Origin of the sequence: Faecalibacterium sp., from assembly GCF_052358865.1 — a bacterium.
In the GTDB taxonomy this organism is placed as follows: domain Bacteria; phylum Bacillota; class Clostridia; order Oscillospirales; family Ruminococcaceae; genus Faecalibacterium; species Faecalibacterium butyricigenerans.
In genome coordinates, this window is sequence record NZ_DAWCVJ010000038.1 from 1 (window position 1) to 23,596 (window position 23,596).

Genomic DNA, 23,596 nt, shown 5'->3' on the forward strand with positions numbered 1-23,596 from the left:
GATCCCTCACATCACTCTGTGCCAATGGAGTGAGTTATTTTCCAGATTGTAATCCTCCAGCTGCTTTTCCATCACGTCGTCGGCGGTGGCGTACTGCTGCAAGCCCAGCGAGTCCTTCATGACCGCAAGGGCCTTCTGGTCGCTGGTGCTGTCGGCCTGCGCGGTGAAGCTGTAGTGCCCCGCCGCATCCGGCTCTCCGATGAGGAGCGAGTCGTTCCAGCTCTCACCGTGGGCTTCCAGCAGGTCTACGACCTTCTGGAGCATGGTGTCGAGGTCTTCGTCTCCCATCAGCAACTTGCTCAATACCACATTGTAGCTGGTGGTGCTGGCTGCGATGCGGCGTCCGGCGCTGTCCACGATGTCGCCGCGGGCGGCGGTGACGGTAAAGTTGTAGTCGGTGGTGTTGGTCGCCTGCGCCTTGAAGCTCTCCCCGTTGACCAGCTGCAGAAAGATCAGCCGCAGCACATACACCGCGATGAGCACCGAGGCTACGGCGATGAGCGCAGCCATCCGGCGCACCATGATCTTGTGTTCGTCTTGATTCATCCGTTCTCCTTCCGGCGGAGTCTGGCATCACACCACGCCGTTATCGATCTTGAATTCCGCGCTGATGCGTTGGACGGCGCGGTGGAGCAGCCAGCTCCCCGGGGCTGTGAGCAGGGCCGACGGCAGCACGGCCCAGAGGAAGCGCTCCGCTGCCCCTGCGTAGCCCGGCATATAGTAGAAAAACAGCCAGTCTGCGGCCAGCACCAGCAGTGCGCCCCCCACAGCCAGCAGCACGAAGTTGGAAGGGGTATCCTTCAGGTAGAGCTGGACGATGACCGATACCCCGAAGCAGAGGATCATCATCTCCAGCGCCAGCATCCCCACCGTGCGGCCGGCCGTGTAGTCCCACATCAGGCCGCACACCGCACCGAAGATGGCCCCGGCGAACTCGCCCTCAAGGGCGGACACAGCCAGACCCAGCGGCAGCAGCCAGAGCGGCTTTGCAGCCCCGAACTGGAACAGCCCCGGCGTGGTCTGCACTACGGTGCAGACTACCAGCAGGAGGATATAGCAGCCCCATTTCAGCATCTGGCTGCGGCTGCGTTTGCGGCGAGATTCCATCTCCGACCCTCCTCAGTAGCTGGTGATGATGAACACATGGCGCACCGTGCGGGGGTCTGCGCCCGGCTTGATGACTGCCAGCATGGACTTGCCGCTGGCCTCGGGGGTCAGCTCCTTGATGACGCCCACCAGCACATCCGGCGGGAACACCCCGCCCAGACCGGTGGTGATGATCTGGTCCCCCGCCTTGCTCATCGTGCTCCGGGCGAGGTTGGTCAGGACGCACAGGCCGTCGGCGGCATATTCGGCGCTGCCGGTGATGATGCCGTTGTCCCGGGTGCGGGACACGACGCCCGCGGCGTTGAAGCTGGGGTGCAGGATGGTCATGACCTTGCAGCTGGTGAGGTCTGCTTCCCGCACCACACCCAGCAGATAGCCCTCGTCGCTGATGACCGCATCGTTGACGGCCACACCGTCCAATGTGCCCCGGTCCAGCGTGAAACCCCAGAAGGAGTCCAGCGGGTCGCGGCCGATGACGAAGGAGGAGGTGTAGCTCATCTCGGGGTGCTGCTCCTGAATGTTGGTCAGTGCCTTGTAGGCCTCGTTCTCCGCCTTGAGCTTGTCGTAGTCCACCATCTGGGCGCGGAGGGCGGCGTTCTCCTCGGTGAGGGTCTTGTTCTCTTCCAGAATGGCGTCAATGTCGGCGTAGTTCTCCCACAGGGAGGCCACCCCGCCGCTCAGCTTCGCCGCCGCCCGCTGGAACGGGGCCACCGCCACGCTCAGCAGCTCCTGCGGGGCGGCGGTGAGGCGGCCGTTCGCGCCTGCATAGGCCATGATGCCCACAAGGAAGACCGCGATGGCGATGAGTATCTTAAATTTCCATGTGTCAAAAAAATCCTTCAAGACGGGCTCCCCTCCGAATCTGCAAAAAAGCGCGGACAGCCGTGCCATCCGCGCTCAAAGTCTCATCTTCTGCGGCGCAGCAGCGCAAAGGTCTTTTCCCCGGCCTGCCGCCGCAAATGGCACAGCCAGAGCTTACATATGACCGCCGTCGGTATCCAGAACATCATGCAGGACGTCCACATGATCCAGCACAGCGCCAGCGCCCTTGGCCACACAGTCCAGCGGGTCTTCGGCCACATGGACGTCGATGCCGGTCTCGCTCTCGATGAGCTTGTCGAGGCCGCGCAGCAGTGCGCCGCCGCCGGTCAGGGTGATGCCGTGGTCGATGATGTCGGCGCTCAGCTCAGGCGGCGTGCGTTCCAGCGTCTCCTTGATGGCGCTGGTGATCTTGACCAGACACTCCAACAGGGCCTCACGGACATCCTCCGAGTGGACGATGACATTCTTGGGCAGGCCGTCCACGAGGTTGCGGCCCTTGATCTCGAGGGTCATCTCGGACTCCATCGGGTAGGCAGAGCCGATCTCGATCTTGATCTGCTCGGCGGTGCGCTCACCGATGAGCAGATTATACTTGCGCTTGATAAAGGCGATGATCGCCTGATCGAACATATCGCCCGCCATCCGGACGCTGCGGGAGGCCACGATGCCGCCCAGAGAGATGACGGCGATCTCTGCCGTGCCGCCGCCGATGTCCACGATCATGCTGCCGGTAGGTTCGCTGATGGGCAGACCGGCACCGATGGCCGCTGCCATCGGCTCTTCGATGACCGACACCTGACGGGCACCGGCCTTCAGGGCAGCTTCCCGCACTGCGCGGCGCTCCACCTCGGTGACGCCCGACGGGATGCAGATGACCACCCGGGGGCGGGAGAACATGCTGTTGCCGCAGGCCTTCTTCAGAAAGGTCTCCAGCATATTGGCGGTGATGTCAAAATCAGCGATGACACCGTCCTTCAAGGGGCGGACCGCCACGATGCTGCCGGGGGTGCGGCCGATGACGGCCTTTGCCTCAGCACCCACGCAGCGCACCTCGTCGCTCTTGGTGTCCACAGCTACGACGGAAGGCTCACGCATGATGATGCCCTTGCCCTTCATGTAAACGAGGGTATTGGCCGTACCGAGATCGATTCCAACATCCTTTGAAAACAAGCTCATATTCTCTATCTCTCCTTACGAATTTCCAAGGTCTATTCCAAAATGCAGAGCCGCCCTCCCAGACCAGTCGGCAGCCCATCGCAGAATAACACGTATTTATTATAGCCGCAAGACGCGCTTTTCTCAAGCATTTCCGCAAACTTTTTCGAGTTTTTTCATTTTTCTGCGTCTCGCATCAGAATCGGCCCAGCAGGCGGGCCGTCCGGCTGACCGGCAGGCCCATGATGGTGTAGTAATCCCCTTCCAGCCGGTCGAGCCAGAGGGCGGCGCGGCCCTGAATGGCGTAAGCGCCGGCCTTATCATAGGGTTCCTTGGTGGCCGTATAGGCGTCGATCTCCTCCTCCGGGATGGGGAAAAAGGTCACTTTGCAGCTGTCCACAAAGCTCTCGGTGCGCAGGCCGTCCGACACGCAGACACCGGTGTGCACCTCGTGGGTGGCACCGGACAGGGCGCGGAGCATCCGCTTGGCATCCTCGGTGCTGCGGGGCTTGCCGAAAACTTCGCCGCCCACGTCCACGACGGTATCACAGCCCAGCACCACAGCGCCGGGATGGTCTTTTGCCACGGCGAGGCATTTGCCCCGTGCCAGCTTTTCCACCAACTGGGCCGGGGTGTCCGCCGTGACGGTGCTCTCGTCGAAATCACTCACGCAGATGGTGAAATTCGTTGTATATAAGCTCAGAAGCTCCTTCCGGCGCGGACTGCCGGAGGCTAAGATCAGATCCATGCTGTTCTCCTCTTATTTCCCCGTCGAACCGAAGCCGCCCTCACCGCGGGAGGTCTCCTCCAGCGCGTCGGCCTGCGCGAAAGCCGCTGTATACACGGGTGCGATGCAGAGCTGGGCCACCCGCTCCCCGGGCTGGATGGTATAGGCCTCCGCCCCCAGATTGACCATCGGCACCTTCAGCTCGCCGCGGTAGTCGCTGTCCACGACGCCGACACCGTTGGCCATGCAAAGGCCGTGCTTGATGGACAGGCCGCTGCGGGCATAGACCAGCGCCACCGCGTGTGCGCCGGGCAGCTCGATGGCAAGGCCGGTGGGCACCAGCACCCGCTGCATGGGCCGGACGGTCAGCGGCTCATCCAGCACGGCGCACAGGTCGGCGGCGGCAGAGCCGGAGGTGGCGTAGGCGGGCACCTTGGCCCGGGAGTCTAACACTTTGTATTTTACAGTAATGGGTTCCATAGTATACCTCTTTAATTCGTTCCCTTGAAATAGAGTCCTCTCGTGAACTCTCCCTCGAAGGGCGCGTGCTGTCGGATGCTGTCGAGGATGGCAGCAGCCTCCTCCCTGCTTTCCAGCGTGAAGTAGGCCACGCCGTAGTCCACGGTCAGCGCACCGGGCTTGTCGCCCATATAGATGGGCACCGGATTATAAATAGTACGGACGCCCAGCCCGCACCGCACCGGGAACTTCTTCGCCTTGCGGTCGGTGAGCAGGCCGGTCTTGTCGCAGTGGGCGCAGTCGTGGATATTTTGCAGCGGGCAGGCGCGGGTGACCATCAGCGGCATATGACCGTAGGTGATGACGCCGGTGGGGACAGGTCTGCCCTCGTGGGTGGGTGCGATGGTGCTGATGTCGCTGTCCTTCACCTCGGGCAGGATGAGCACCGAGCCAAGGCCGAGGTCGGCATAATACTGGGCCGCGAGGTTGTTGGTGACATTGAGGCCGAAGCCGCCGGTCATGGGCAGACCCCGGCAGAGCCGCAGGTGGGCAATGTTGCTCACCTCATAGCCCGCAAAGCCCGCATCCTGCGTGGCCGCGATGCGGCGGGCGGTGTCCTCCTCCAGTGCACCGAACATGACCCGGGGCAGCTCCAGCAATGTCTTTTCCCGCCACTCGCGGGGGACGCGGTCGGCTTGCCCGATGGGCAGGATGAGGTACTCCACTCCGCTCAGGGCCTGTTCCGGCACCTGCTCCCAGCGCTCGAATCGGGCGCGGAGGGTGCGATGGGGCGGCAGGGTGCGCAGGGGCAGAGGCGGAAGCTCCACCTCGTTCACCGGCCACGGGCGCAGGGTCTCCCGCTTTTTCAGCAGGGCATCCAGCGCCTCACGGCGCAGCTCGTTGACGGCGCTGCCCGGCACGAACCACGGCCCGCCGTCCATCTCCACATCGATCTTCTCCGCCGCGAAAGGGGTGCCGCCAGTCTTGCTCAGGCTGCGGCTCAGGCTCTCGGTGGGGTCGGTGCGGGCGGGCTGCGGCTCGGCGTCACCGTAGGCGAAGGCCTTGTTGGTGCCGTCGGTGACGGTCAGCTTCTCGCCGCCCTCCTCGATCTCGATCTTCATCTCCACCGGCACGCGGGAGCGCTCCCGGCGGTACAGCTCCCGCAGGGCGGGCAGGGTCTTCTTGGTCAGCTCGGCGTCGGCCTCACTGCGGACGCCGAACATCGTGCCATCGATCTTTCCGTCCAGATAACCGGAGGTGAAGCCGGAGCGGCTGAAGGCATTCTTCAGCAGGTCCCGGTCGTAGGCGCGGCCCTCGCGGCCCGCCAGACAGGCGCTGACGGCAGCCGCAACATACTCCGGCGTCCGCAGACGGCCTTCGATCTTCGCCGAAGCCACGCCGATGGCCTGCAGCTTGTCCAGCTTGTCGATGACGGAGTTGTCCTTGAGGGACAGGTGATGCAGCCGGCCCGGCTTGCCCTCCGGCAGGGCGTTGGCCTCGAAGGGCAGGCGGCAGGGTCCGGCGCAGGAGCCGCGGTTGCCGCTTCGTCCACCCAGAAAGGCCGACATATAGCACTGGCCGCTGACGCACATACAGAGGGCACCGTGGACGAAGCACTCCGTCTCGATGCCGCAGTTCTTGGTGATGTGCTCCACCTCGGGCAGGCTCAGCTCACGGGCCAGCACCACCCGGTCAAAGCCCAGCTCTTTCAGTTCCAGCGCGCCCTGCAGCGTATGGACGCTCATCTGGGTGGAGCCGTGGCGAGGCAGCTGAGGCGCGATGTCCCCGATGAGCTTCGCCACTGCAAGGTCTTGGCAGATGACGGCATCCGCACCGCTGGCGGCTACCGCGCGCACTGCGTCGGCCAGCCCGTTCAGCTCACCACCGTAGACGGTGGTGTTGAGGGCCACATGGACCGCCACGCCCCGGGCGTGGCAGAAGCGGACGGCCTCCTTCAGGCTGTCGGCGTCAAAATTGCCCGCACCGGTGCGGGCGTTGAAGCCGGAAAAGCCCAGATATACCGCATCCGCGCCGCTGAACACCGCCGCACGGAGCATTTCTTCGCTGCCCACCGGGGCAAGGATCTCGATCTTTGACATAGCTCTCCTTTTATACCTATATTATAATGATATACCGCTCACTTCTGGAGCTTCGTCAGCTGCTCCCGCAGGGCAGCGTTCTCCCGTTTGAGCACCTCATTCTCCGCCTTGACCTTGTCGGAGGTCAGCTTTGCTTTCGCGGCGTCGGCGATGTAGTCCTGGATCTGGCTGCGCATATTCTCGGCGCTGCCTGCACTCTTGCGGTACTCGTCCAGATAGTCCATGGCGCAGAACACCGCCGCCTTGGTCACAGAAAGATTGGCGTTGCCGTCCAGCAGCTTTGTGATGTCGTCATCCAGCTTCTTGGCCAGCGCGGTGATGTAGTTCTCGGTATCGGTCGTTGCAATGGCGTAAGGTGCGCCTGCAATGGTCACTCTCACTTTGTTTACCATGTTGTCCTCACTTTGCGCGGCACACGCCCCGCCGGGCCGGTCATTTCCGGTCGGTTCCAGTCATTTCCGGGATTCCCGGACGTAGTTTTGACCCCCTGCGGAAGCATTCTGCTGCGGCTTTTTCATTATTGGCGGAGTTTGTCCCCGAATTACCCGCCCGAACCGGCGCATTCCGGGGCAAACGCGGCCCTTATCTCCCTTTATTATAATATAAATAGTGCGCGAGAAAAAGTGCTATTTTTGAATTTTTGGCATATTTATCAGAAACATTGCCAAAAAAATGTCAGATACGGCAAAAATGGTCTCTTTTTCTTGCAATCCACACCTGAAGCGATTATAATATCAGTGGCATATGGTTATGCATGGGGCGAGGGAATAGAGGAGAAATGCCCTGTCACCGTACTAATTCAAAAAATTTAAGCATTCGTGCGGATAGGAGTTCATTTATGACTACAAAAGAATTTGCAAAAATTCTTCAGGACAAGCTCACCAGTGAGTATGGTGTGGACCTGAGCGTTGCATCTCATCAGCAGATCTATCGCGCTCTGGCCCTCATCTGCCGCCAGATGATGAGCGAGAACCATAAGAAGTTCCAGTCCAAGGCCATCGGCACCGGCTCCAAGCAGGTCTACTACCTGTGCATGGAGTTCCTGATGGGCCGCAGCCTCAAGATGAGCCTGTTCAATCTGGGCCTGAACGAGGCCGCCCAGAAGGCTTTGGCCGAGGCTGACATCAGTCTGGACAGCATCTATGAGGAAGAGCCGGACGCCGGTCTGGGCAACGGCGGTCTGGGCCGTCTGGCTGCCTGCTACCTCGACGGCATGGCCACCACCGGCATCTGCGGCACCGGCTACTCCATCCTGTACGAGTACGGCATCTTCAAGCAGAAGATCGTGGACGGCTGGCAGCAGGAGCGCGCCGACAACTGGCTGCCCGGCGGTCAGGTCTGGCTGAAGAGCCACCCCGATCAGGCTGTGGAGATCCGCTTCGACGGCGAGATCCACGAGAACTGGGACCACGGCTTCCACTATATCCAGCACACCAACTACAACAGCGTCATGGCCATCCCCTCTGATATGTATGTTCAGGGCTACGACGGCAAGGGCGTGGCCAAGCTCCGCCTGTGGCAGGCCAAGGCACCCGACTTCGATATGTCCAGCTTCTCTCTGGGCAACTACAACACCGCGATGAGCAAGAACGCCAGCGCCGAGCTGATCTCCAAGGTGCTGTACCCCAACGACAACCACGTCGAGGGCAAGATCCTCCGCCTGCGTCAGCAGTACTTCCTGTCTGCTGCCTCCATCGGCGACATCGTCCAGAACCACCTGTCCACCTACGGCACTCTCGAGAACCTGCCCGACAAGGTGGCCATCCAGCTGAACGACACCCACCCGACCCTCGCCATCCCCGAGATGATGCGCATCCTGTTGGACGAGTGCGGCTTCGGCTGGGACAAGGCCTTTGACATCTGCCAGAAGGTCTTCTCCTACACCAACCACACCGTCATGGCCGAGGCTCTGGAGAAGTGGAATGTGGACATCTTCAAGATGACCCTGCCCCGCATCTACCAGATCGTGACCGAGATGGACCGCCGCGCCCGCGAGAAGCTGGAAGCAGCCTTCCCCGGCGATCAGGGCAAGATCAACTATATGGCCCTCATCGGCGACAATCAGGTGCGCATGGCCAACATCTGCGCCTACACCGCCAACAGCATCAACGGCGTCTCCAAGCTGCACAGCGAGATCATCAAGCAGAGCGTCTTCCACGATTATTACCTGTATAAGCCGCAGGCCTTCAAGAACGTGACCAACGGCATCGCTTACCGCCGCTGGCTGCTGGCCTCTAACCCCGAGCTGTGCAAGCTGCTGGATGAGACCGTCGGCACCGGCTACAAGCACGACGCCTCCGACCTGTCCAAGCTGAACAAGTTCGCCGAGGACAAGACCGTCCTCAAGCGCCTGAACGAGATCAAGCTGGACAACAAGAAGAACTTTGCCGCTTACCTCGAGAAGAGCACCGGTCAGTCCATCGACCCCAACTCCATCTTCGACTGTCAGGTCAAGCGGATGCACGAGTACAAGCGCCAGCACCTGAATGCACTGAACATCGCCGCTCAGTACCTGTACCTGAAGGAGAACCCCAACGCCGACTTCATCCCCAAGACCTATATCTTCGGCGCAAAGGCTGCCCCCGGCTACTATATGGCCAAGCAGATGATCCGCATGATCTGCAAGCTGGGTGACCTCATCAACAACGACCCCGCCGTCCGCGACAAGCTGCGCGTGGTCTATCTGGAAGAGTACTGCGTCTCCCTGAGCGAGCATCTGATGCCCGCCGCTGAGGTCTCTGAGCAGATCTCTCTGGCTGGCACTGAGGCCTCCGGTACCGGCAACATGAAGTTCATGCTGAACGGCGCCATCACGCTGGGCACTCTGGACGGCGCAAACGTCGAGATCGCAGACGCTGCCGGCAAGGAGAACGAGCTGATCTTTGGTATGCTGACGCCCGAGGTCAACAACCTCAAGCAGGTGGGCTACCACCCCAACGCCTTCATCACGGGCGACGACGTCGCAAATGCTGCGCTGAACTTCCTCGAGCGCGGCTGGAACGGCGAGAATTTCCACGAAGTCACCGAGAACCTGCGCAGCAGCGACCCCTACATGGTCATGGCCGACTTCAAGGATTACCGCCGTGCACAGGCCGACCTGCAGCGCCTGTACGCCGACCGTGAGCATTGGGCTAAGATGAGCCTGAAGAACATCGCCAACAGCGGCATCTTCAGCGCCGACCGTGCTGTTCTGGACTACGCACGCGACATCTGGCACGCTTCTGCTGTGAAGTAAGCCCTCTCAGTCAGCACTTCGTGCTGCCAGCTCCCCCAAAGGGGGAGCCATTGGCAGTCGATTTCAGTATCCGTCCTACAGGGAAAGCCCTGCGGCGGTCTTCTAACTCAAGCCATAAAACAAAACCCCGTGGCATCGCTGCCCGGGGCTTTTTTTGAGAAAGGACGATTCTTTTTGCCTTGTCTGTTCAATAGCTTCGACCCCTATTTCAAGCAGCCCTTCGGCGCGGTACGCGCCGGTCAGAGCGTGCATCTGTCCCTCTGCATCCCGGAAGAGCTGGGCTATGTTGACCCTCATCTCGTATTGCAGAAGGAGGGCCGGTATGACGTGCCCGTCCACTACCGGATGAAGTTCGACGGCCAGACGCCCCATCAGAATCACTTTTCGGTGGACGTCGCCCTCAACGATGTGGGCCTCTACTTCTACTATTTCGACCTCTACACCGACTTCCGCCGCATCGTCCGCGGGCCGGACAACTGCGGCGTCGTGAGCTGGCAGGAGGGCGAGAGCTGGCAGATCACGGTCTACGAGGCCGATTTTGAGACGCCCGCCCCCATCAAGGGCAAGGTGTTCTACCAGATCTTCCCCGACCGCTTCTGCGAGGGTGTGGAGAACAAGCCCATGCCCTTCCCCGACCGGCTTTATCAGGCCGACAAGCACGCTGAACCCTTCTGGCAGCCCAACGAGGTGGGCGGCCACCTGAACGAGGACTATTTCGGCGGCGACCTCAAGGGCATCCAGATGAAGCTGCCCTACCTGCGGAAGATGGGAGTGGACTACCTCTACCTCAACCCCATCTTTGAGGCCCACTCCAACCACCGGTACAACACCGCCGACTATCTCAACGTAGACCCCCTTCTGGGCACTAACGAGGACTTCGTGGCCCTCTGCGCCGAGGCCAAAAAGTACGGCATCGGCATCGTGCTGGATGGCGTCTTCAGCCACACCGGCTCGGACAGCCGCTATTTCAACCGGGAGGGCCGCTACGGCGAGGGCGGCGCTTACCGCGACCCCAGTTCCCCCTACCGCAGCTGGTACGACTTTGACCCCAAGTATAAGGGCGGCTACCGCAGCTGGTGGGGCTTCGAGACCCTGCCCGAGGTCAACGAGGAAACGCCCTCCTACGTCGAATTTATTACCGGCGAGGGCGGCGTCATCGACACATGGCTGCGCCGGGGCGCGGCAGGCTTCCGTCTGGATGTGGCCGACGAGCTGCCCGACTCCTTCATCGAAAAAGTGCGCACCGCCGTCAAGCGGGTCAGCCCGGACAAGTTCCTGCTGGGTGAGGTCTGGGAGGACGCCACCACCAAATTCGGTTTCGACAAGCGCCGCACCTACCTGCTGGGCAAAGGCCTCGACAGCGTGATGAACTACCCCTTCAAGAACGCCGTTCTCGGCTTCGTCTGCGGCCGGGACGCCGGGCAGACCATGACCGACATCCTCACCCTCTGTGAGCACTACCCCGCCCCGGCCCTCGACACGGCCCTGAATTTCCTCTCCACCCACGACACCGAGCGGGCGCTGACCGTCATCGCCGACGAACCGGCCAATGGCCGGGGCCGTGCATGGCAGAGCGGGCGCTGCGTCACCGGCGACGCCTACGAGGAAGGAATGCTCCGGCTGCGGATGGCCTATGCCATCATCTACACCCTGCCCGGCGTCCCCTGCCTCTACTACGGCGACGAGATCGGGATGCAGGGCTACCGTGACCCCTTCAACCGGGGCTTCTACTGCTGGGACAGCCACGAGGAGCGGCTGCGTCCGGTGCTGGCCCAGCTGGCACAGCTCCGCCACAGCTGCGAAGCCTTCCGCACCGGCGCGCTCCGCGTCCTGCGGGCCGAGGGCGGCATCCTCCACTACCAGCGCATCGGCGAAGCCGAGACGGCGGAGATCATCGTCAACCGCACCGAGCACATCATCGTGGAGCCGCTGGCCTCCGGCAAGCATACCGAGGTGAACCCCATGGGCTTCACCATCGTGGTGGAGGAGATCGGCCATAACCCGGATCACAGCTACTACGATTATCAGTAAGCTTTATTTACAATTCGTCTCTGTACTTTCGCGTCCGTTTGCTCTATAATGAGGGCAGACACCCGCAAAGGAGGGAGCTTTGATGTCTGTTGACCCCATTTTTTGGCTGCTGGCCGCCATCGGCTTCGTCGTTCTCGAAGCCATGACGCTGAATCTCGTCTCCATCTGGTTCGCGGTGGGCAGTGCGGCTGCGCTGCTCAGCTGCCTTGTGGTGGCGTCCTTCCGGGTGCAGGCGGTGGTGTTCATCGCCGTCAGCATCCTCTGTCTGTTGGCCCTCAAGCCCCTGTGTGCCCGGCTGCGCAAGCCGCCCACCGCCACGAACGGCGACCGCGCCCTTGGCCGGGAGGCCGTCGTGCTCACCCCCGTCTCCGCTGAGGCCGCCGGCCGTGTCCGGCTGGACGGCGTGGACTGGAACGCCCGCTGCGCCACCCCCGGCGATACCCTCGCCCCGGGCCAGAGCTGCCGGGTGGCCGAGATCCACAGCACCCTGCTCATCGTGGAGCCTGTCCTGACCGAGACCGCCCGCCGGGCGGCTCACTGAACGAAAGGAGCGTCCCTATGCCTATCATGCTGTTCCTGATCCTCATCCTGATCTTCGTTGTCCTGCTGGTGGTCGTCACCAACATCGTCATCGTGCCCCAGTCGATGGTCTACGTCGTCGAGCGTCTTGGCAGCTATTCCGAGACATGGAGCGCCGGCCTGCACGTTAAAATTCCGTTCCTCGAGCGGGTGGCAAAGAAGGTCAGCCTGAAAGAGCAGGTCGCCGACTTCCCCCCTCAGCCGGTCATCACCCGCGATAACGTCACCATGCAGATCGACACCGTGGTCTTCTTTCAGGTGATGGATGCCAAGCTCTACACCTACGGCGTCAACCAGCCCATCGCGGCCATCGAGAGCTTGTCCGCCACCACGCTGCGCAACATCATCGGCGAGATGGAGCTGGACCACACCCTCACCAGCCGCGACACCATCAACAGCAAGATCACGGCCATCCTTGACGAGGCCACCGACAAGTGGGGCATCAAGGTCAACCGTGTCGAGGTCAAGAATATCATCCCTCCGCGTGAGATCCAGGAGGCCATGGAGAAGCAGATGAAGGCCGAGCGCGAGAAGCGCGCTGTCATCCTGAAGGCCGACGGCGAGAAGCAGGCCGCCATCACCGCCGCTGAGGGCGAAAAGGAGTCTGCCATCCTCCGCGCTGACGCCGTCAAGCAGCAGCGCATCCTCGAGGCCGAGGGCGAGGCGCAGGCCATCCTCGCCGTCCAGAAGGCCAACGCCGACGCCATCCGTCTGCTGAACGAGGCCATGCCCACCGACAAGGTGCTGGCCCTGCGTAGTCTGGAAGCGCTGGCCAAGGTCGCCAACGGCAAGGCCACCAAGATCATCATTCCTTCCGACTTGCAAAACCTCGGCGGCGTCGTGCCCAGCATCAAGGAACTGATGACCGACCCGAAAGACGCAGAATAAGAGGCTTACGCTATGATCTACGATACCCTGAACAATCTTCCCAACTACCTCGGCATGAGCGAAAACCTTGATGCCGTCATTGAGTTCGTTATGGCCCGGGACATCAACAACCTGCCCGCCGGCAAGACCCGCATCCTCGGCGACAAAGCTGTGGTCACAGTCAGCACCGTCACCCCCCAGACCTCCGACAAGGCGCTGTTCCAGCGCCGGGACAGCCACCTGACCCTTGAGACCGACCTCGAAGGCAGCGAGCTGTTCGAGGTCTCGCTGGGCGAGCTGACCCCCACCAAGCCCGCCGACGAGGCCGCTGACCTGACCGTTGGCACCGCAGGCACCAGCATCGCCGGGATGCTCTGCGAGGGCCGCTTCGCCCTCTATCTGGCCGGTGAGCCGTACAAATCCGGCCTGAAAGCACAGGGCTGCGGCAAGCTGAAAAAGGCCGTCTTCAGCATCGAGCTGGACGAAGACGAGGAAGAAGCCGCAGAGGAATAACGGAGGCTTTCCATGAAGCGTTTTCTTGGCATTTTCGCCGCCGCGCTGCTCTTTCTGTTCCTGTTCACCTTCTTCGGCGGCTCCTATTTTCTGGACATCCAGCACCACTTTTATGCGTGGATGTTCCCGGTCAGCCTTGGCATCGCCTTCGTCATCTGGGCGTTCTGGCGGCTGGACGACAAAGTAGAGGCCCTGCAAAAGCGGATGGACGAGCTGGAAGCCGCCCGGCAGAAAACAGACGAAGCCAAATAAAAAAGCAAAGCTCCACGCAGCGTAGGTTGTGTGGAGCTTTTTGTTATAGTATACTTGGCAACAACAGCGAGGCCCCCGCTTTTTTGTATACACATTTACTTTTTCGTTCCGCTCAGACTTGCCCGGCTTGCCAATGGCTCTCCCTATGGGAGAGCTGTCACCGGAGGTGACTGAGAGGGCTGCAAAGGAGAGTTTATATGGATTCTTACGTCACCGGCACTGCCATCCGGCAGCTGCGGGAAGCCAAACACCTGACGCAGGCAGAGCTGGCCGAAAAGCTGGCCGTCAGCGCAAAGGCCATCTCCAAGTGGGAGACAGGTCGCGGCCTGCCCGACATCTCACTGCTGGAGCCGCTGGCGGCGGCTCTGGGCGTCAGCGTGCTCGAGCTGATGCAGGGCGAACCCGTCGTCAACCGGAACCGCTCCGCCAACCTGCTTCGCTCCAAGCTCTACGTCTGCCCCCTGTGCGGCAATGTGCTCCACGCCACCGGGCAGGCTGTCGTGAGCTGCTGCGGCATCACCCTGCCGCCGCTGGACATCTCTGAGGCGGACGACGCCGACGAGCACCATCAGCTGACACTGGAACGGGTGGAAGATGAGCTTTTCGTCACCATCCACCACCCCATGACCAAAGACCACTACATTTCCTTCATCGCCTGCCTTACCGGCGACAAATTACAGCTGGTCAAGCTTTACCCTGAGGGCGACGCCAGCTGCCGTTTCAAAATAACCGGTGCGGGCGTACTCTACTTCTACTGCAACCGCCACGGCCTGATGAAGGCCCCGGACTTCCGGGCAGCGGCTCGTCATACGCCGCCCCAGAAGCTCCACCTGCGGGAGCCGGACGAGGGTGACCGCGAACAGGTCATGGCCTACCGGGAAGAATTTCTTGCCATCAGCTCCCGGCTCGACGGCACGTCGGCGCTGGACAAATACGACGACTTCGACCAGTGGCTGGCTAACATCCGCAAGCTAAAAGACCCAGCCACCACGCCTGCCGGGTTCGTACCGGCCACCCAGTATCTGGCTCTGGACGAGCAGGAACATCTTGTCGGCATGACCAACCTGCGCCACCATCTCAACGACTATCTGCTGGCTTACGGCGGTCACATCGGCTACAGCGTCCGCCCCTCGGAGCGGAAGAACGGCTACGCCAGCCAGATGCTCTGCATGACCCTCGAAAAGGCCAAGGAGCGCGGCATCTCCAAGGTGCGCATCTGCTGTGACCACTATAACATCGCCTCGGCAAAGACGATTCAGTCTAACGGCGGTGTACTGGAAGATGAGATGTTTGACTCCTCGGATGGGATGCTGACCCAGCGGTACTGGATAGAGAATCGATAATATACAAAAAGGCTCCGGCAGTGCCGGAGCCTTTGCTCTTATTCAAAAATCAGCCCAGATGGAACATATCGATCAGCACGACCATGGCCAGACCGTAGTACACCACAACGGCCACGAGGTCGTTGATGGTAGTGATGAGGGGGCCGGACGCCACGGCGGGGTCGATGTGGATCTTGTGGAACAGCATGGGGATGATGGTGCCCACCAAGCTGGAAATGACCATCGCCACGATGAGGGAGATGCCGACGCAGCCGGAGAGCAGGAAGGCCTCTCCCCAAGCGTATGCCTTGAAGAAGTGGATATAACAGCCGAGGAAGCCCAGCGCCATGACCGCCAGCAGTGCGCCGTTGACCAGACCCACCCGCATCTCCTTCCAGAGCAGATGCAGCTTTTTGGAGGTGGTCAGGTTCTCATCCACCAGCACGCGGATGGTAACGGCCAGCGACTGGGTGCCCACATTGCCCGCCATATCCAGCACCATGGACTGGAAGCAGATGACGATGGGCAGGACGGCCACCACCGACTCGAAGGCGCCCACCACCGAGGACACCAGCATCCCGAGGAAAAGCAGGGCGATCAGCCACGGCAGACGCTTTTTGACACTCTCGAACACGCCCTCGTTCAGGTCCTCCTCGCTGGTCAGACCGCCCAGCTTTGCGTAATCATCGCCCATCTCATCATCCACCAGCTCGACGACATCCGCCGAGGTGATGATGCCCACCAGCTCTCCGGTGTCGTTCAGGACGGGCAGCGAACGCTCGGCATAGTCCACGATACGGTCGATGCAGTCGCTGATCTTCTCGTGGTCCGTCACATAGGGGTACGACCGGGCGATGAGCTTCTCGAGGCTGTCGTCCGCCCGGGCGATGATGAGGTCTTTCAGATCGATGGCACCGTAGAACTTCTCGTTCTCGTCCACGACATAGAGGGTGGAGATGTTGTCGTTCTCGCCGGCCTGCTTCACCAGCTCACTCATGGCCTGCCGGATGGTCATGTCCTTCCGGATGCAGATGTAGTTGGTGGTCATGCTGCTGCCGATCTCGTCTTCTCCATAGGACAGCAGCATCTTCACGTCCTCGGCGGAGTCCTTGTCCAGCTGGCCGACGATCTTGGCCTTATCCTCTTCCTCGAGGTCGTCCAGCGCATCCACAGCGTCGTCCGAGTCCATGTTCGAGACGACCTTTGCGGCCTTCTCGCTGGGCAGCTCCTTCAGGTAGGGCTCCGCGTCATCCAGATAGGAGAAGATCTCGGCCACACGCTCCACGCCCAGCACGGTGTAGAGCTTCTGGCGCTCGTCGGGCGTCAGGGCCTCGAGGGCGTCGGCAAGGTCATTCTCATGGTAATCGGAGAGCTTTTCGGCCAGCTCAGCCTGCGGCAGACCGCTGTGGATGAGGTCGAGTATCTCCTGCTGGTAGTTCTTCTTCTGCATCTTGGGTTCCTCCTCCCCTTTTGGGGCATAAAAATACACCGCGTCGTCTTCTGGTCGGACTCCTGCGGTGTATCTGGGCAGATGCATTCAGGACGCGGCAGAGCTATTCGTTGCTGCCCGCATCGCAGGAGGAGCGTTGTTTGGGTTGGTCTAAATGGTCGCCGGACATTCGTCTCGTTTCCTCCTGTCAATGTATTTGCCTTTTCAGCTAGGTCATCATACTACGCTGGGACGGATTTTTCAACCCCTTTTACAAATTTTTTACTGCTTTCTTGCCAGAATGCACAAAAGAGCAGCCGCCCTCCCCGGAGGAAAAGCGGCTGCTCTCGTTTATTTTGACGCTTAGTATGCGACGCCCCAGTAGACCATAGTCTTAGCAGGCTTGCCGCAGCAGGGGCAGACATCGCTCAGATGCTCCTGCTCGAAGGGCATACAACGGCTGGACAGGCCAGCCTCTTCCTTCATCTTCATCTCACAGGCCAGATCGCCGCACCACATGGTCTTGATGTAGCCGGTGTTGGCCTTGGCCAGCTCCTTGACCTCGTCCATGGTGGTGGCGGGCCAAGTGCGGGCTTCACGGTTGGCCAGAGCGCGCTCGTACAGGTCCTTGCGCAGGGCCTCCAGCTGGGCCGGGATGGCGGTCTCCAGCTCGTCCAGAGAGACGAACACCTTCTCGCGGGTGTCGCGGCGGACGAGGACGCACTGGTTCTTCTCCAGATCCTTGGGGCCGATCTCGAGGCGCAGGGGCACGCCCTTCATCTCCCACTGGGAGAACTTCCAGCCGGGGGCGTTGTCGCTGTCGTCCAGCTTGACGCGGGCGTACTTGCTGATCTTCTCGGCCAGCTCTGCAGCCTTCTCGGAAACGCCGGGCTTGTGGGCAGCGATGGGCACCACCACGACCTGAACGGGGGCAACAGCCGGGGGCAGGATGAGGCCGTCGTCGTCGCCGTGGGTCATGATGATCGCGCCCACCAGACGGGTGGAAACGCCCCAGCTGGTCTGGAACGGGTGATGCAGCTGGTTGTCGCGGCCGGTGAAGGTCACGTCGTAAGCCTTGCTGAACTTATCGCCGAAGTAGTGGCTGGTGCCGCTCTGCAGGGCCTTGCCGTCCTTCATCATGGCTTCGATGGTGTAGGTGGCCTCGGCACCGGCAAACTTCTCCTTATCGGTCTTGCGGCCCTTGACAACAGGGATGGCCAGATCCTGCTCGCAGACGTCTGCGTAGCAGTTCAGCTGCTGCTGGGTCTCAGCCTCAGCCTCGGCAGCGGTCTCGTGGATGGTGTGACCCTCCTGCCACCAGAACTCGCGGCTGCGCAGGAAGGGGCGGGTGGTCTTCTCCCAGCGCACGACGCTGCACCACTGGTTGTACTTCATGGGCAGCTCGCGGTAGCTGTGCAGCACACGGGACCAGTGATCGCAGAACATGGTCTCGCTGGTGGGGCGGACCGCCAGACGCTCTTCCAGCTTGTCCGAGCCGCCCATCGTGACCCACGCCACCTCCGGCGCGAAGCCATTGACCAGCTCGCCTTCCTTCTGCAGCAGGCTCTCAGGGATCAGTACGGGCATCGCCACGTTCTCGTGGCCGGTGGCCTTGAAGCGGGCATCCATGTCTTTCTGGATCAGCTCCCAGATGGCCTGACCGTAGGGGCGCAGGATGATGAAGCCCTTGACGCTGGAATACTCGACCAGCTCTGCCTTCACGCAGATGTCGGTATACCACTGTGCAAAGTTTTCCTCCTGGCTTGTGATCGCCTGTACGAGCTTTTTGTTGTCTTTTGCCATTTTAATCTTATCCTCCCAAGGCCGTGCGCCAAACGCTCATCGTTCCGCACGAACCCATATATAAAGCCCCGCCGCTCTCTCTGCCGTGTGCAGAGGCGCGGATGCGGGGCTTTTCTGCATCTGTTGCTCAGCCCTTGTGGCTGTCCACAAAGTTCACCACATCACCCACCGTGCGCAGGTTCTCGATGGCGTCGTCGGGCACCTCGATGCCAAACTCATCCTCCAGCGTCATCACCATATCCACGATGTCGAGGCTGTCGGCCTCAAAATCGCCCATAATGTCACTGTCCATCGTGATCTTAGCAGGATCGACGTCCAGCTGTTCTGCCAGCAGTGCGCGGATCTTTTCAAACGTATCCATGATCGCGGTCTCCTTTTTGTGCTTTAATTTCGCATTTTCACGCTGCGCAGGCCGGGCATCTCTCCCCGCCTCCCCTTTGGCGGGCAGGCCGTCCCCCTGCGCAGAATGCTCTCTTTCTTTATATCCCATGACATGGCTGTTGTCAAGCCCCGTTTTTCTCTCCGGGTCGTTTTCCGGGCAAAAATTCCAGTTGAAATCCATCTGCCGCCTCTTTTTTGCTTGACAGAACCGCCGTTCGTTCTTATAGTAATAGTAGCCCTCTCAGGCGCTTGCGCGCCAGCTCTCCCAGAGGGAGAGCCGCTGGCGTGCCGGTCAGGTCTGTTCTGGATGAAAAAGCCCATGCTGCGATGCACAGCTTCGCTCCGCTTTATCCATCAGGTCGTTAAGAGAGGCCAAAGGAGTTTTCAACATGAAGCTTTCATTCACCAAAATGCAGGGCTGCGCCAACGATTACATCTACCTCGACTGCCGCACCAGCGGCGTGCCGGAGGACATCGCGGCCCTTTCGCAGAAGCTCTCCCGCCGCCACTTTTCCATCGGCGCGGACGGCATCATCTGCATCTGCGCCCCGGTGACGGAGGGCGCGGATGGGCGGATGCGCATCTTCAACGCCGACGGCAGCGAGGCGCAGATGTGCGGCAACGGCGTGCGCTGCGTGGCCGAATGGCTCTACACCCACGGCACTGCGAAAGAGACGCTCCGCATCGACACCAACAGCGGCACCAAGACCATCACCCACAGGGGCGCACAGCTCTGGCAGGTGGAGATGGGCGGATATTCCGCCATGGCTGCGGCCCTGCCCGCTGTGAACATGGGCGAAGGGCCGCTGGTGGACTGCCCCCTCACCGTGGAGGGCAGGACGTGGCGCGTCACCTGCATCAGCGTGGGCAATCCCCACTGCGTGACCGTGGTGGAGGATGTAGACTGCCTGAAGCTTGAGGACATCGGCCCCGCGTTCGAGCGCCACGCCAACTTCCCGGAGCGGGTCAACACCGAGTTCGTGGAGGTGGTGGACGCCACCCACCTGAAAATGCGGGTGTGGGAGCGGGGCAGCGGCGAGACATGGGCCTGCGGCACCGGCACCTGCGCCACCGTGGCGGCGCTGACCGAGCTGGGCCTCTGCCCCGCCGGAGAGGACATCCATGTCCAGCTGCGGGGCGGTGAGCTTATCATCCGGGTCCTGCCGGACAAAAAACTGCTCATGACCGGCAGCGCGGTCACCGTATGCGAGGGCACCGCTGAGGTATAAAGCATCCTTGCCCTCTCCGTGACTGAGAGGGCAGGCCGCCTATCAAGTAAAGAATCGAGGGAAAGTATTATGAAAATGAACAAGCACTACAACGAGCTGAAGGCCAGCTACCTCTTCGTGGACATCGCCCACAAGGTCGCCGCCTATCAGGAGGCCCACCCCGAGAAGGAGATCATCCGTCTGGGCATCGGCGACGTGACCCAGCCTCTGGCCAAGTGCGTCGTGGACGCCATGCACGACGCCGTCACCGAGATGGGCACCAAAGAGGGCTTCCACGGCTACGGCCCCGAGCAGGGCTACCCCTTCCTCAAGCAGGCCATTCAGGGCTACTACGCAGGCCGCGGCACCCAGCTGGCGGAAGATGAGATCTTCATCTCCGACGGCGCAAAGAGCGACCTCGCCAATCTGCTGGGCCTCTTTGACGTGGACAACACCGTCCTCGTTCCGGACCCCGTCTACCCCACCTATGTGGACGACAATGTCACCGACGGCCGCAAGATCATCTACGGCCGCACCAGTCAGGAGAACGGCTTCCTCGGGATGCCCGACGACAGCGTGAAGGCTGACATCATCTACATCTGCAGCCCCAACAACCCCACCGGCGCGGCCTACACCCGCGACCAGCTCAAGGCATGGGTGGAGTACGCCAGAAAGAACAACGCCATCCTCCTCTACGATGCTGCCTACGAGTGCTTCATCTCCGACGGCGAGCTGGCCCGCAGCATCTTCGAGATCGAGGGTGCCCGCGAGTGCGCCATCGAGATCTGCTCCTTCTCCAAGATCGCAGGCTTCACCGGCACCCGCTGCGGCTACACCGTCGTGCCGAAGGAGCTGGAGCGTGACGGCATGAGCCTCAACAAGCTCTGGCTCCGCCGCCAGACCACCAAGTTCAACGGTGTGCCCTACATCGTGCAGCGCGGCGCAGCCGCCGTCTTTACCGAGAGCGGCATGGCTGAGATCCAGCACAACCTCGACTACTACCGCCAGAACGCCAAGGTCATCGCCGACGCGCTGGACGAGTGCGGCGTGTGGTACTGCGGCGGCAAGAACAGCCCCTACATCTGGCTGCGCTGCCCCGGCAGCATGAAGAGCTGGGAGTTCTTCGACTGGCTGCTGGAGAACTGCGGCGTCGTGGGCACCCCGGGCGTGGGCTTCGGCGAGTGCGGCGAGGGCTACTTCCGCCTGACCGCTTTCGGTGACGCCGAGAAGACCAAGACCGCCGCCGAGCGCATCAAGGCCGCCATCAAGGCTCTGTAAATTTTATCGCACAAAAAGAGGGAGGCTCCCGCCGGGGGCCTCCTTCTTTTGCATCCAACGATTTGTGAGCTTGTCACAAAAATCAGTCATTCTTTACTGCAAATCGTCGATTTTCAACCATGCTCTTGCCCCTCCCCCGAAAAAATGATAAGATAATGTTAGACAGATGGGCAACTGTCCTTTGCGGCCATGAACATCCATCTATTACTTACAGGAGGAATCATCATGAAGCACTGGAAACGCATTCTATCCGCGCTCCTTATCGGCGCAATGGCCCTCACACTTTTTGCGGGGTGTGATAAGAAGGTCAAGGTCGAGGATGAGCTGCTCGACCAGATGGCCGACTATTGTTCCACCATTGGGTTAAAGGTCGAAAAAGAAAAAGATAACCGCATTGCTGAGACCGCCTTTCATTTCCTCAGCAGTCGCTGCACAGGCAAGCTGGATAAGAACTTCTTTGGTAAAACCAAAAACTGGAAGTGGACTCCGACCGAGAACGGAAAAGAGTTTTTGGCCCTTCTTCCAGATCAGGAGACCTCTTGGTATCGCATCAGTTGGACGTTACTTCCTTCTGACCCCAAGAGCCAGTATTACAAAGATCCTCAAGTCATTGCCGCTGCTGTCATGCAGGACGCTTTTATTGAGGGCACAAACAGTTACGAAACCTTCAACTCTTCGCTTATCTTTGAAGATACGATTCATGTCAGCATAGCTCAGGGCAAAATCGGAGGATATACATATTGTCTTGTTATCCAGCGCCGCTCTTCTGTCAACTGAGTTTTTATTCTAGCGACACACTCTGACCTCATATAAGCAAGTCGTCCCCGCAGCGAAAAATGCTGCGGGGACGGCTTTTATTTTACTTTACCGCTCAAATGTCGTGCTGAGGGTCGTGCTCCACTCCCCGCCGGGGGCGAGGCAGGCCGCAGCGGCCCGCTGGCTCCACTCCTGCGGGTCGTCCACCGAGGCGGGCAGAGAGTTCCACGGCTCGATGCAGACGAAGCGCAGCGGCTTCGACAGGGCCGACCAGATGAGGGTATAGGGGAAGCCGGCCACGTCGCAGACGATGCTGCGGCCGGTGTCCTTCTCGTAGATGCCCAGCGTCTTGGTGCGCAGGCCTGCCATGCAGAAGCTGTCGTTGTCGAAGAGGTCGTTGGTCAGCGGGATGGCCTGCTGGTTCTTCCACTGGTAGTAGCATTTGCCCGTCAGCAGACCGCCCCCGCTGGCGTCGAGGATGACCGGGCTTTCGGGCTGGTCGAAGCGGAACTCGTAGTCTTCGACGGTGTGTTCTGCATCGAAGGGCACACAAAAGGCCGGATGGTAGCCGATGCCGAACCGCAGCTCCTCGCTGCCGGGATTCGAGACGGTGAGGGTGTGGTGAAGGGTCTTGCCGTCCAGCCGGAAGGTACTGGTGAGGACGAAGTCGAAGGGGAACCGCTCTGCCTTCATGGTCTCGTCCGGACGCAGCTCGAGCTGGATGGTATCGCCCTCGGCCTTTAGCAGGGTGTGCTCCACATCCCGCGCGAAACCGTGCTGCCCGCCCTTATAGGTCTTGCCGCCGTGGGTGAAGCTGCCGTCCTTGAGCTTGCCCGTCCACGGGAAGAGGATGGGCGCGTGGCGCTTCCAGACTGCCGGGTCTGCCTGCCAGAGCAGCTCTTCTCCCGCTGCGTTCTTCAGGCTGACGGCCTCGGCACCGTGGGTGTCCACCGTAAGGGTCAGATATTCGTTGTGAATGGTCGCCTGCATTTGTCTGCACTCTCCTTTTTCAGTGTGTTTTTGCTGCTTCCAGTATACTCCCCCTGCCCCGAAAAGCCAAGAGGATTCACCCATTCTCTCCCAGCGGAATAGGCTGTACCGAGCCTTGTTCTGATTTTACGCAAAGGAGAGTTTTTATATGGCTACCGGAATCCTGCGCATCCAAGCTTTTGCAGCCCGCCAGTCCAGCCCCATCGAGGGCGTGACCGTCAATGTCAGCGGCAACGGCTTCACCGCCACCCGTCTCACCGACGCTGAGGGCAATGCCGCCGACGTCACCCTCACCACACCCGCCTGCGCCCTCTCGCTGGACGAGGACAACACCACGCAGGCCCCCTACGCGGTCTGCAGCCTTGTGGCCTCCAAACCCGGCTACCGCACCGTCCGCATTCAGGGCGTGCAGGTCTTTCCCGGGCAGGTGACACTGGCTCAGCCCGAAATGATCCCCGACACGGAAGAGATTCGGGACCCCCCCAACGCCCCCATTATCGGGGGGAGGATGGAACGAAACGGGCGGACCGGCCGGGCGGCCGACGGGGGTGGGCTGGTGGGGGTGGAAAAAAAAAGGGGGGGG

General features: G+C 61.0%; 22 protein-coding genes and 1 pseudogene. 11 read left to right on the plus strand and 12 right to left on the minus strand.

Going from position 1 to position 23,596, the window contains the following annotated elements; translation table 11 throughout:
* Positions 1-6: 6 nt before the first annotated feature.
* From ACT8X9_RS07670 to zapA, 8 genes are all read right to left on the minus strand, one after another.
* Positions 7-546, minus strand: a complete 540-nt coding sequence (locus ACT8X9_RS07670; RefSeq protein WP_444268610.1) for a hypothetical protein — start codon at positions 544-546, stop codon at positions 7-9.
* A 27-nt stretch (positions 547-573) separates the two neighbouring features.
* The gene (gene mreD / locus ACT8X9_RS07675; protein WP_227620295.1) at positions 574-1,107 is read right to left on the minus strand and encodes a rod shape-determining protein MreD; all 534 of its coding nucleotides are present in this window, start codon (positions 1,105-1,107) and stop codon (positions 574-576) included.
* A 12-nt stretch (positions 1,108-1,119) separates the two neighbouring features.
* Positions 1,120-1,950 (minus strand): rod shape-determining protein MreC, encoded by an 831-nt coding sequence (gene mreC, locus ACT8X9_RS07680; protein WP_227620294.1) that lies wholly within the window; start codon positions 1,948-1,950, stop codon positions 1,120-1,122.
* A 132-nt stretch (positions 1,951-2,082) separates the two neighbouring features.
* A complete protein-coding gene (locus tag ACT8X9_RS07685; protein ID WP_227620293.1) occupies positions 2,083-3,105 on the minus strand; it encodes a rod shape-determining protein in 1,023 nt (340 codons plus the stop codon).
* A 175-nt stretch (positions 3,106-3,280) separates the two neighbouring features.
* Positions 3,281-3,832: a Maf family protein gene (locus ACT8X9_RS07690; protein ID WP_444268611.1), complete on the minus strand. Its 552-nt coding sequence runs from the start codon at positions 3,830-3,832 to the stop codon at positions 3,281-3,283.
* Between the two features lie 12 nt (positions 3,833-3,844).
* A complete protein-coding gene (gene dut, locus ACT8X9_RS07695) occupies positions 3,845-4,291 on the minus strand; it encodes a dUTP diphosphatase (protein WP_444268612.1) in 447 nt (148 codons plus the stop codon).
* A gap of 11 nt (positions 4,292-4,302) precedes the next feature.
* Positions 4,303-6,369: a DUF3656 domain-containing U32 family peptidase gene (locus ACT8X9_RS07700; RefSeq protein ID WP_444268613.1), complete on the minus strand. Its 2,067-nt coding sequence runs from the start codon at positions 6,367-6,369 to the stop codon at positions 4,303-4,305.
* 38 nt (positions 6,370-6,407) lie between these two features.
* Positions 6,408-6,761, minus strand: a complete 354-nt coding sequence (gene zapA / locus ACT8X9_RS07705; RefSeq protein ID WP_444268614.1) for a cell division protein ZapA — start codon at positions 6,759-6,761, stop codon at positions 6,408-6,410.
* 446 nt (positions 6,762-7,207) lie between these two features.
* Between zapA and ACT8X9_RS07710 the strand changes: the two genes are divergently transcribed.
* From ACT8X9_RS07710 to ACT8X9_RS07740, 7 genes are all read left to right on the plus strand, one after another.
* A complete protein-coding gene (locus ACT8X9_RS07710) occupies positions 7,208-9,604 on the plus strand; it encodes a glycogen/starch/alpha-glucan phosphorylase (protein ID WP_444268615.1) in 2,397 nt (798 codons plus the stop codon).
* Between the two features lie 174 nt (positions 9,605-9,778).
* Entirely contained in the window at positions 9,779-11,635 is a 1,857-nt protein-coding gene (locus ACT8X9_RS07715) for a glycoside hydrolase family 13 protein (protein WP_444268616.1), read from the plus strand.
* An 82-nt stretch (positions 11,636-11,717) separates the two neighbouring features.
* Positions 11,718-12,176, plus strand: a complete 459-nt coding sequence (locus ACT8X9_RS07720; RefSeq protein WP_249233364.1) for an NfeD family protein — start codon at positions 11,718-11,720, stop codon at positions 12,174-12,176.
* A gap of 17 nt (positions 12,177-12,193) precedes the next feature.
* On the plus strand, positions 12,194-13,102 hold the full coding sequence (locus tag ACT8X9_RS07725) for an SPFH domain-containing protein (protein ID WP_227620285.1): 909 nt from the start codon (positions 12,194-12,196) through the stop codon (positions 13,100-13,102).
* 12 nt (positions 13,103-13,114) lie between these two features.
* Positions 13,115-13,594: a YhcH/YjgK/YiaL family protein gene (locus ACT8X9_RS07730; RefSeq protein WP_444268617.1), complete on the plus strand. Its 480-nt coding sequence runs from the start codon at positions 13,115-13,117 to the stop codon at positions 13,592-13,594.
* A 12-nt stretch (positions 13,595-13,606) separates the two neighbouring features.
* A complete protein-coding gene (locus tag ACT8X9_RS07735) occupies positions 13,607-13,846 on the plus strand; it encodes a hypothetical protein (RefSeq protein WP_444268618.1) in 240 nt (79 codons plus the stop codon).
* A 197-nt stretch (positions 13,847-14,043) separates the two neighbouring features.
* Entirely contained in the window at positions 14,044-15,189 is a 1,146-nt protein-coding gene (locus tag ACT8X9_RS07740; RefSeq protein WP_349138472.1) for a GNAT family N-acetyltransferase, read from the plus strand.
* Between the two features lie 49 nt (positions 15,190-15,238).
* On the opposite strand, the gene mgtE is transcribed toward ACT8X9_RS07740, so the two are convergent.
* The 3 genes from mgtE to acpP all read right to left on the minus strand — a co-directional run bounded on the left by mgtE (position 15,239) and on the right by acpP (position 18,761).
* Positions 15,239-16,618 (minus strand): magnesium transporter, encoded by a 1,380-nt coding sequence (gene mgtE / locus ACT8X9_RS07745; protein ID WP_227620283.1) that lies wholly within the window; start codon positions 16,616-16,618, stop codon positions 15,239-15,241.
* A gap of 342 nt (positions 16,619-16,960) precedes the next feature.
* The gene (proS, locus tag ACT8X9_RS07750; RefSeq protein ID WP_227620282.1) at positions 16,961-18,400 is read right to left on the minus strand and encodes a proline--tRNA ligase; all 1,440 of its coding nucleotides are present in this window, start codon (positions 18,398-18,400) and stop codon (positions 16,961-16,963) included.
* 127 nt (positions 18,401-18,527) lie between these two features.
* Complete coding sequence (gene acpP, locus ACT8X9_RS07755; RefSeq protein WP_227620281.1) at positions 18,528-18,761, minus strand: acyl carrier protein; 234 nt, start codon at positions 18,759-18,761, stop codon at positions 18,528-18,530.
* A 409-nt stretch (positions 18,762-19,170) separates the two neighbouring features.
* On the opposite strand from acpP, the gene dapF reads away from it, so the two are divergent.
* The 3 genes from dapF (at position 19,171) to ACT8X9_RS07770 (ending at position 22,044) form a co-directional block, all read left to right on the plus strand.
* Positions 19,171-20,010: a diaminopimelate epimerase gene (gene dapF, locus ACT8X9_RS07760; RefSeq protein WP_444268619.1), complete on the plus strand. Its 840-nt coding sequence runs from the start codon at positions 19,171-19,173 to the stop codon at positions 20,008-20,010.
* A gap of 69 nt (positions 20,011-20,079) precedes the next feature.
* Positions 20,080-21,267: an LL-diaminopimelate aminotransferase gene (locus ACT8X9_RS07765; RefSeq protein ID WP_444268620.1), complete on the plus strand. Its 1,188-nt coding sequence runs from the start codon at positions 20,080-20,082 to the stop codon at positions 21,265-21,267.
* A 225-nt stretch (positions 21,268-21,492) separates the two neighbouring features.
* Positions 21,493-22,044, plus strand: coding sequence for a hypothetical protein (locus tag ACT8X9_RS07770; protein ID WP_444268621.1), 552 nt, complete (start codon positions 21,493-21,495; stop codon positions 22,042-22,044).
* 87 nt (positions 22,045-22,131) lie between these two features.
* Here the strand turns inward: ACT8X9_RS07770 and ACT8X9_RS07775 are convergent, their stop codons facing one another.
* The gene (locus ACT8X9_RS07775) at positions 22,132-23,013 is read right to left on the minus strand and encodes an aldose 1-epimerase family protein (RefSeq protein WP_444268622.1); all 882 of its coding nucleotides are present in this window, start codon (positions 23,011-23,013) and stop codon (positions 22,132-22,134) included.
* Positions 23,014-23,161: 148 nt separating this feature from the next.
* Between ACT8X9_RS07775 and ACT8X9_RS07780 the strand changes: the two are divergent.
* Positions 23,162-23,596, plus strand: a pseudogene (locus tag ACT8X9_RS07780) (hypothetical protein); the annotation flags it as partial.

Coding starts and splice junctions, on each gene's coding strand:
- ACT8X9_RS07670 (WP_444268610.1), bottom strand. CDS start 546: ATGAATCAAGACGAACACAAGATCATGGTGCGCCGGATGGCTGCGCTC.
- mreD (WP_227620295.1), bottom strand. CDS start 1,107: ATGGAATCTCGCCGCAAACGCAGCCGCAGCCAGATGCTGAAATGGGGC.
- ACT8X9_RS07685 (WP_227620293.1), bottom strand. CDS start 3,105: ATGAGCTTGTTTTCAAAGGATGTTGGAATCGATCTCGGTACGGCCAAT.
- ACT8X9_RS07690 (WP_444268611.1), bottom strand. CDS start 3,832: ATGGATCTGATCTTAGCCTCCGGCAGTCCGCGCCGGAAGGAGCTTCTG.
- dut (WP_444268612.1), bottom strand. CDS start 4,291: ATGGAACCCATTACTGTAAAATACAAAGTGTTAGACTCCCGGGCCAAG.
- ACT8X9_RS07700 (WP_444268613.1), bottom strand. CDS start 6,369: ATGTCAAAGATCGAGATCCTTGCCCCGGTGGGCAGCGAAGAAATGCTC.
- zapA (WP_444268614.1), bottom strand. CDS start 6,761: ATGGTAAACAAAGTGAGAGTGACCATTGCAGGCGCACCTTACGCCATT.
- ACT8X9_RS07710 (WP_444268615.1), top strand. CDS start 7,208: ATGACTACAAAAGAATTTGCAAAAATTCTTCAGGACAAGCTCACCAGT.
- ACT8X9_RS07720 (WP_249233364.1), top strand. CDS start 11,718: ATGTCTGTTGACCCCATTTTTTGGCTGCTGGCCGCCATCGGCTTCGTC.
- ACT8X9_RS07725 (WP_227620285.1), top strand. CDS start 12,194: ATGCCTATCATGCTGTTCCTGATCCTCATCCTGATCTTCGTTGTCCTG.
- ACT8X9_RS07730 (WP_444268617.1), top strand. CDS start 13,115: ATGATCTACGATACCCTGAACAATCTTCCCAACTACCTCGGCATGAGC.
- ACT8X9_RS07735 (WP_444268618.1), top strand. CDS start 13,607: ATGAAGCGTTTTCTTGGCATTTTCGCCGCCGCGCTGCTCTTTCTGTTC.
- ACT8X9_RS07740 (WP_349138472.1), top strand. CDS start 14,044: ATGGATTCTTACGTCACCGGCACTGCCATCCGGCAGCTGCGGGAAGCC.
- mgtE (WP_227620283.1), bottom strand. CDS start 16,618: ATGCAGAAGAAGAACTACCAGCAGGAGATACTCGACCTCATCCACAGC.
- proS (WP_227620282.1), bottom strand. CDS start 18,400: ATGGCAAAAGACAACAAAAAGCTCGTACAGGCGATCACAAGCCAGGAG.
- acpP (WP_227620281.1), bottom strand. CDS start 18,761: ATGGATACGTTTGAAAAGATCCGCGCACTGCTGGCAGAACAGCTGGAC.
- dapF (WP_444268619.1), top strand. CDS start 19,171: ATGAAGCTTTCATTCACCAAAATGCAGGGCTGCGCCAACGATTACATC.
- ACT8X9_RS07765 (WP_444268620.1), top strand. CDS start 20,080: ATGAAAATGAACAAGCACTACAACGAGCTGAAGGCCAGCTACCTCTTC.
- ACT8X9_RS07770 (WP_444268621.1), top strand. CDS start 21,493: ATGAAGCACTGGAAACGCATTCTATCCGCGCTCCTTATCGGCGCAATG.
- ACT8X9_RS07775 (WP_444268622.1), bottom strand. CDS start 23,013: ATGCAGGCGACCATTCACAACGAATATCTGACCCTTACGGTGGACACC.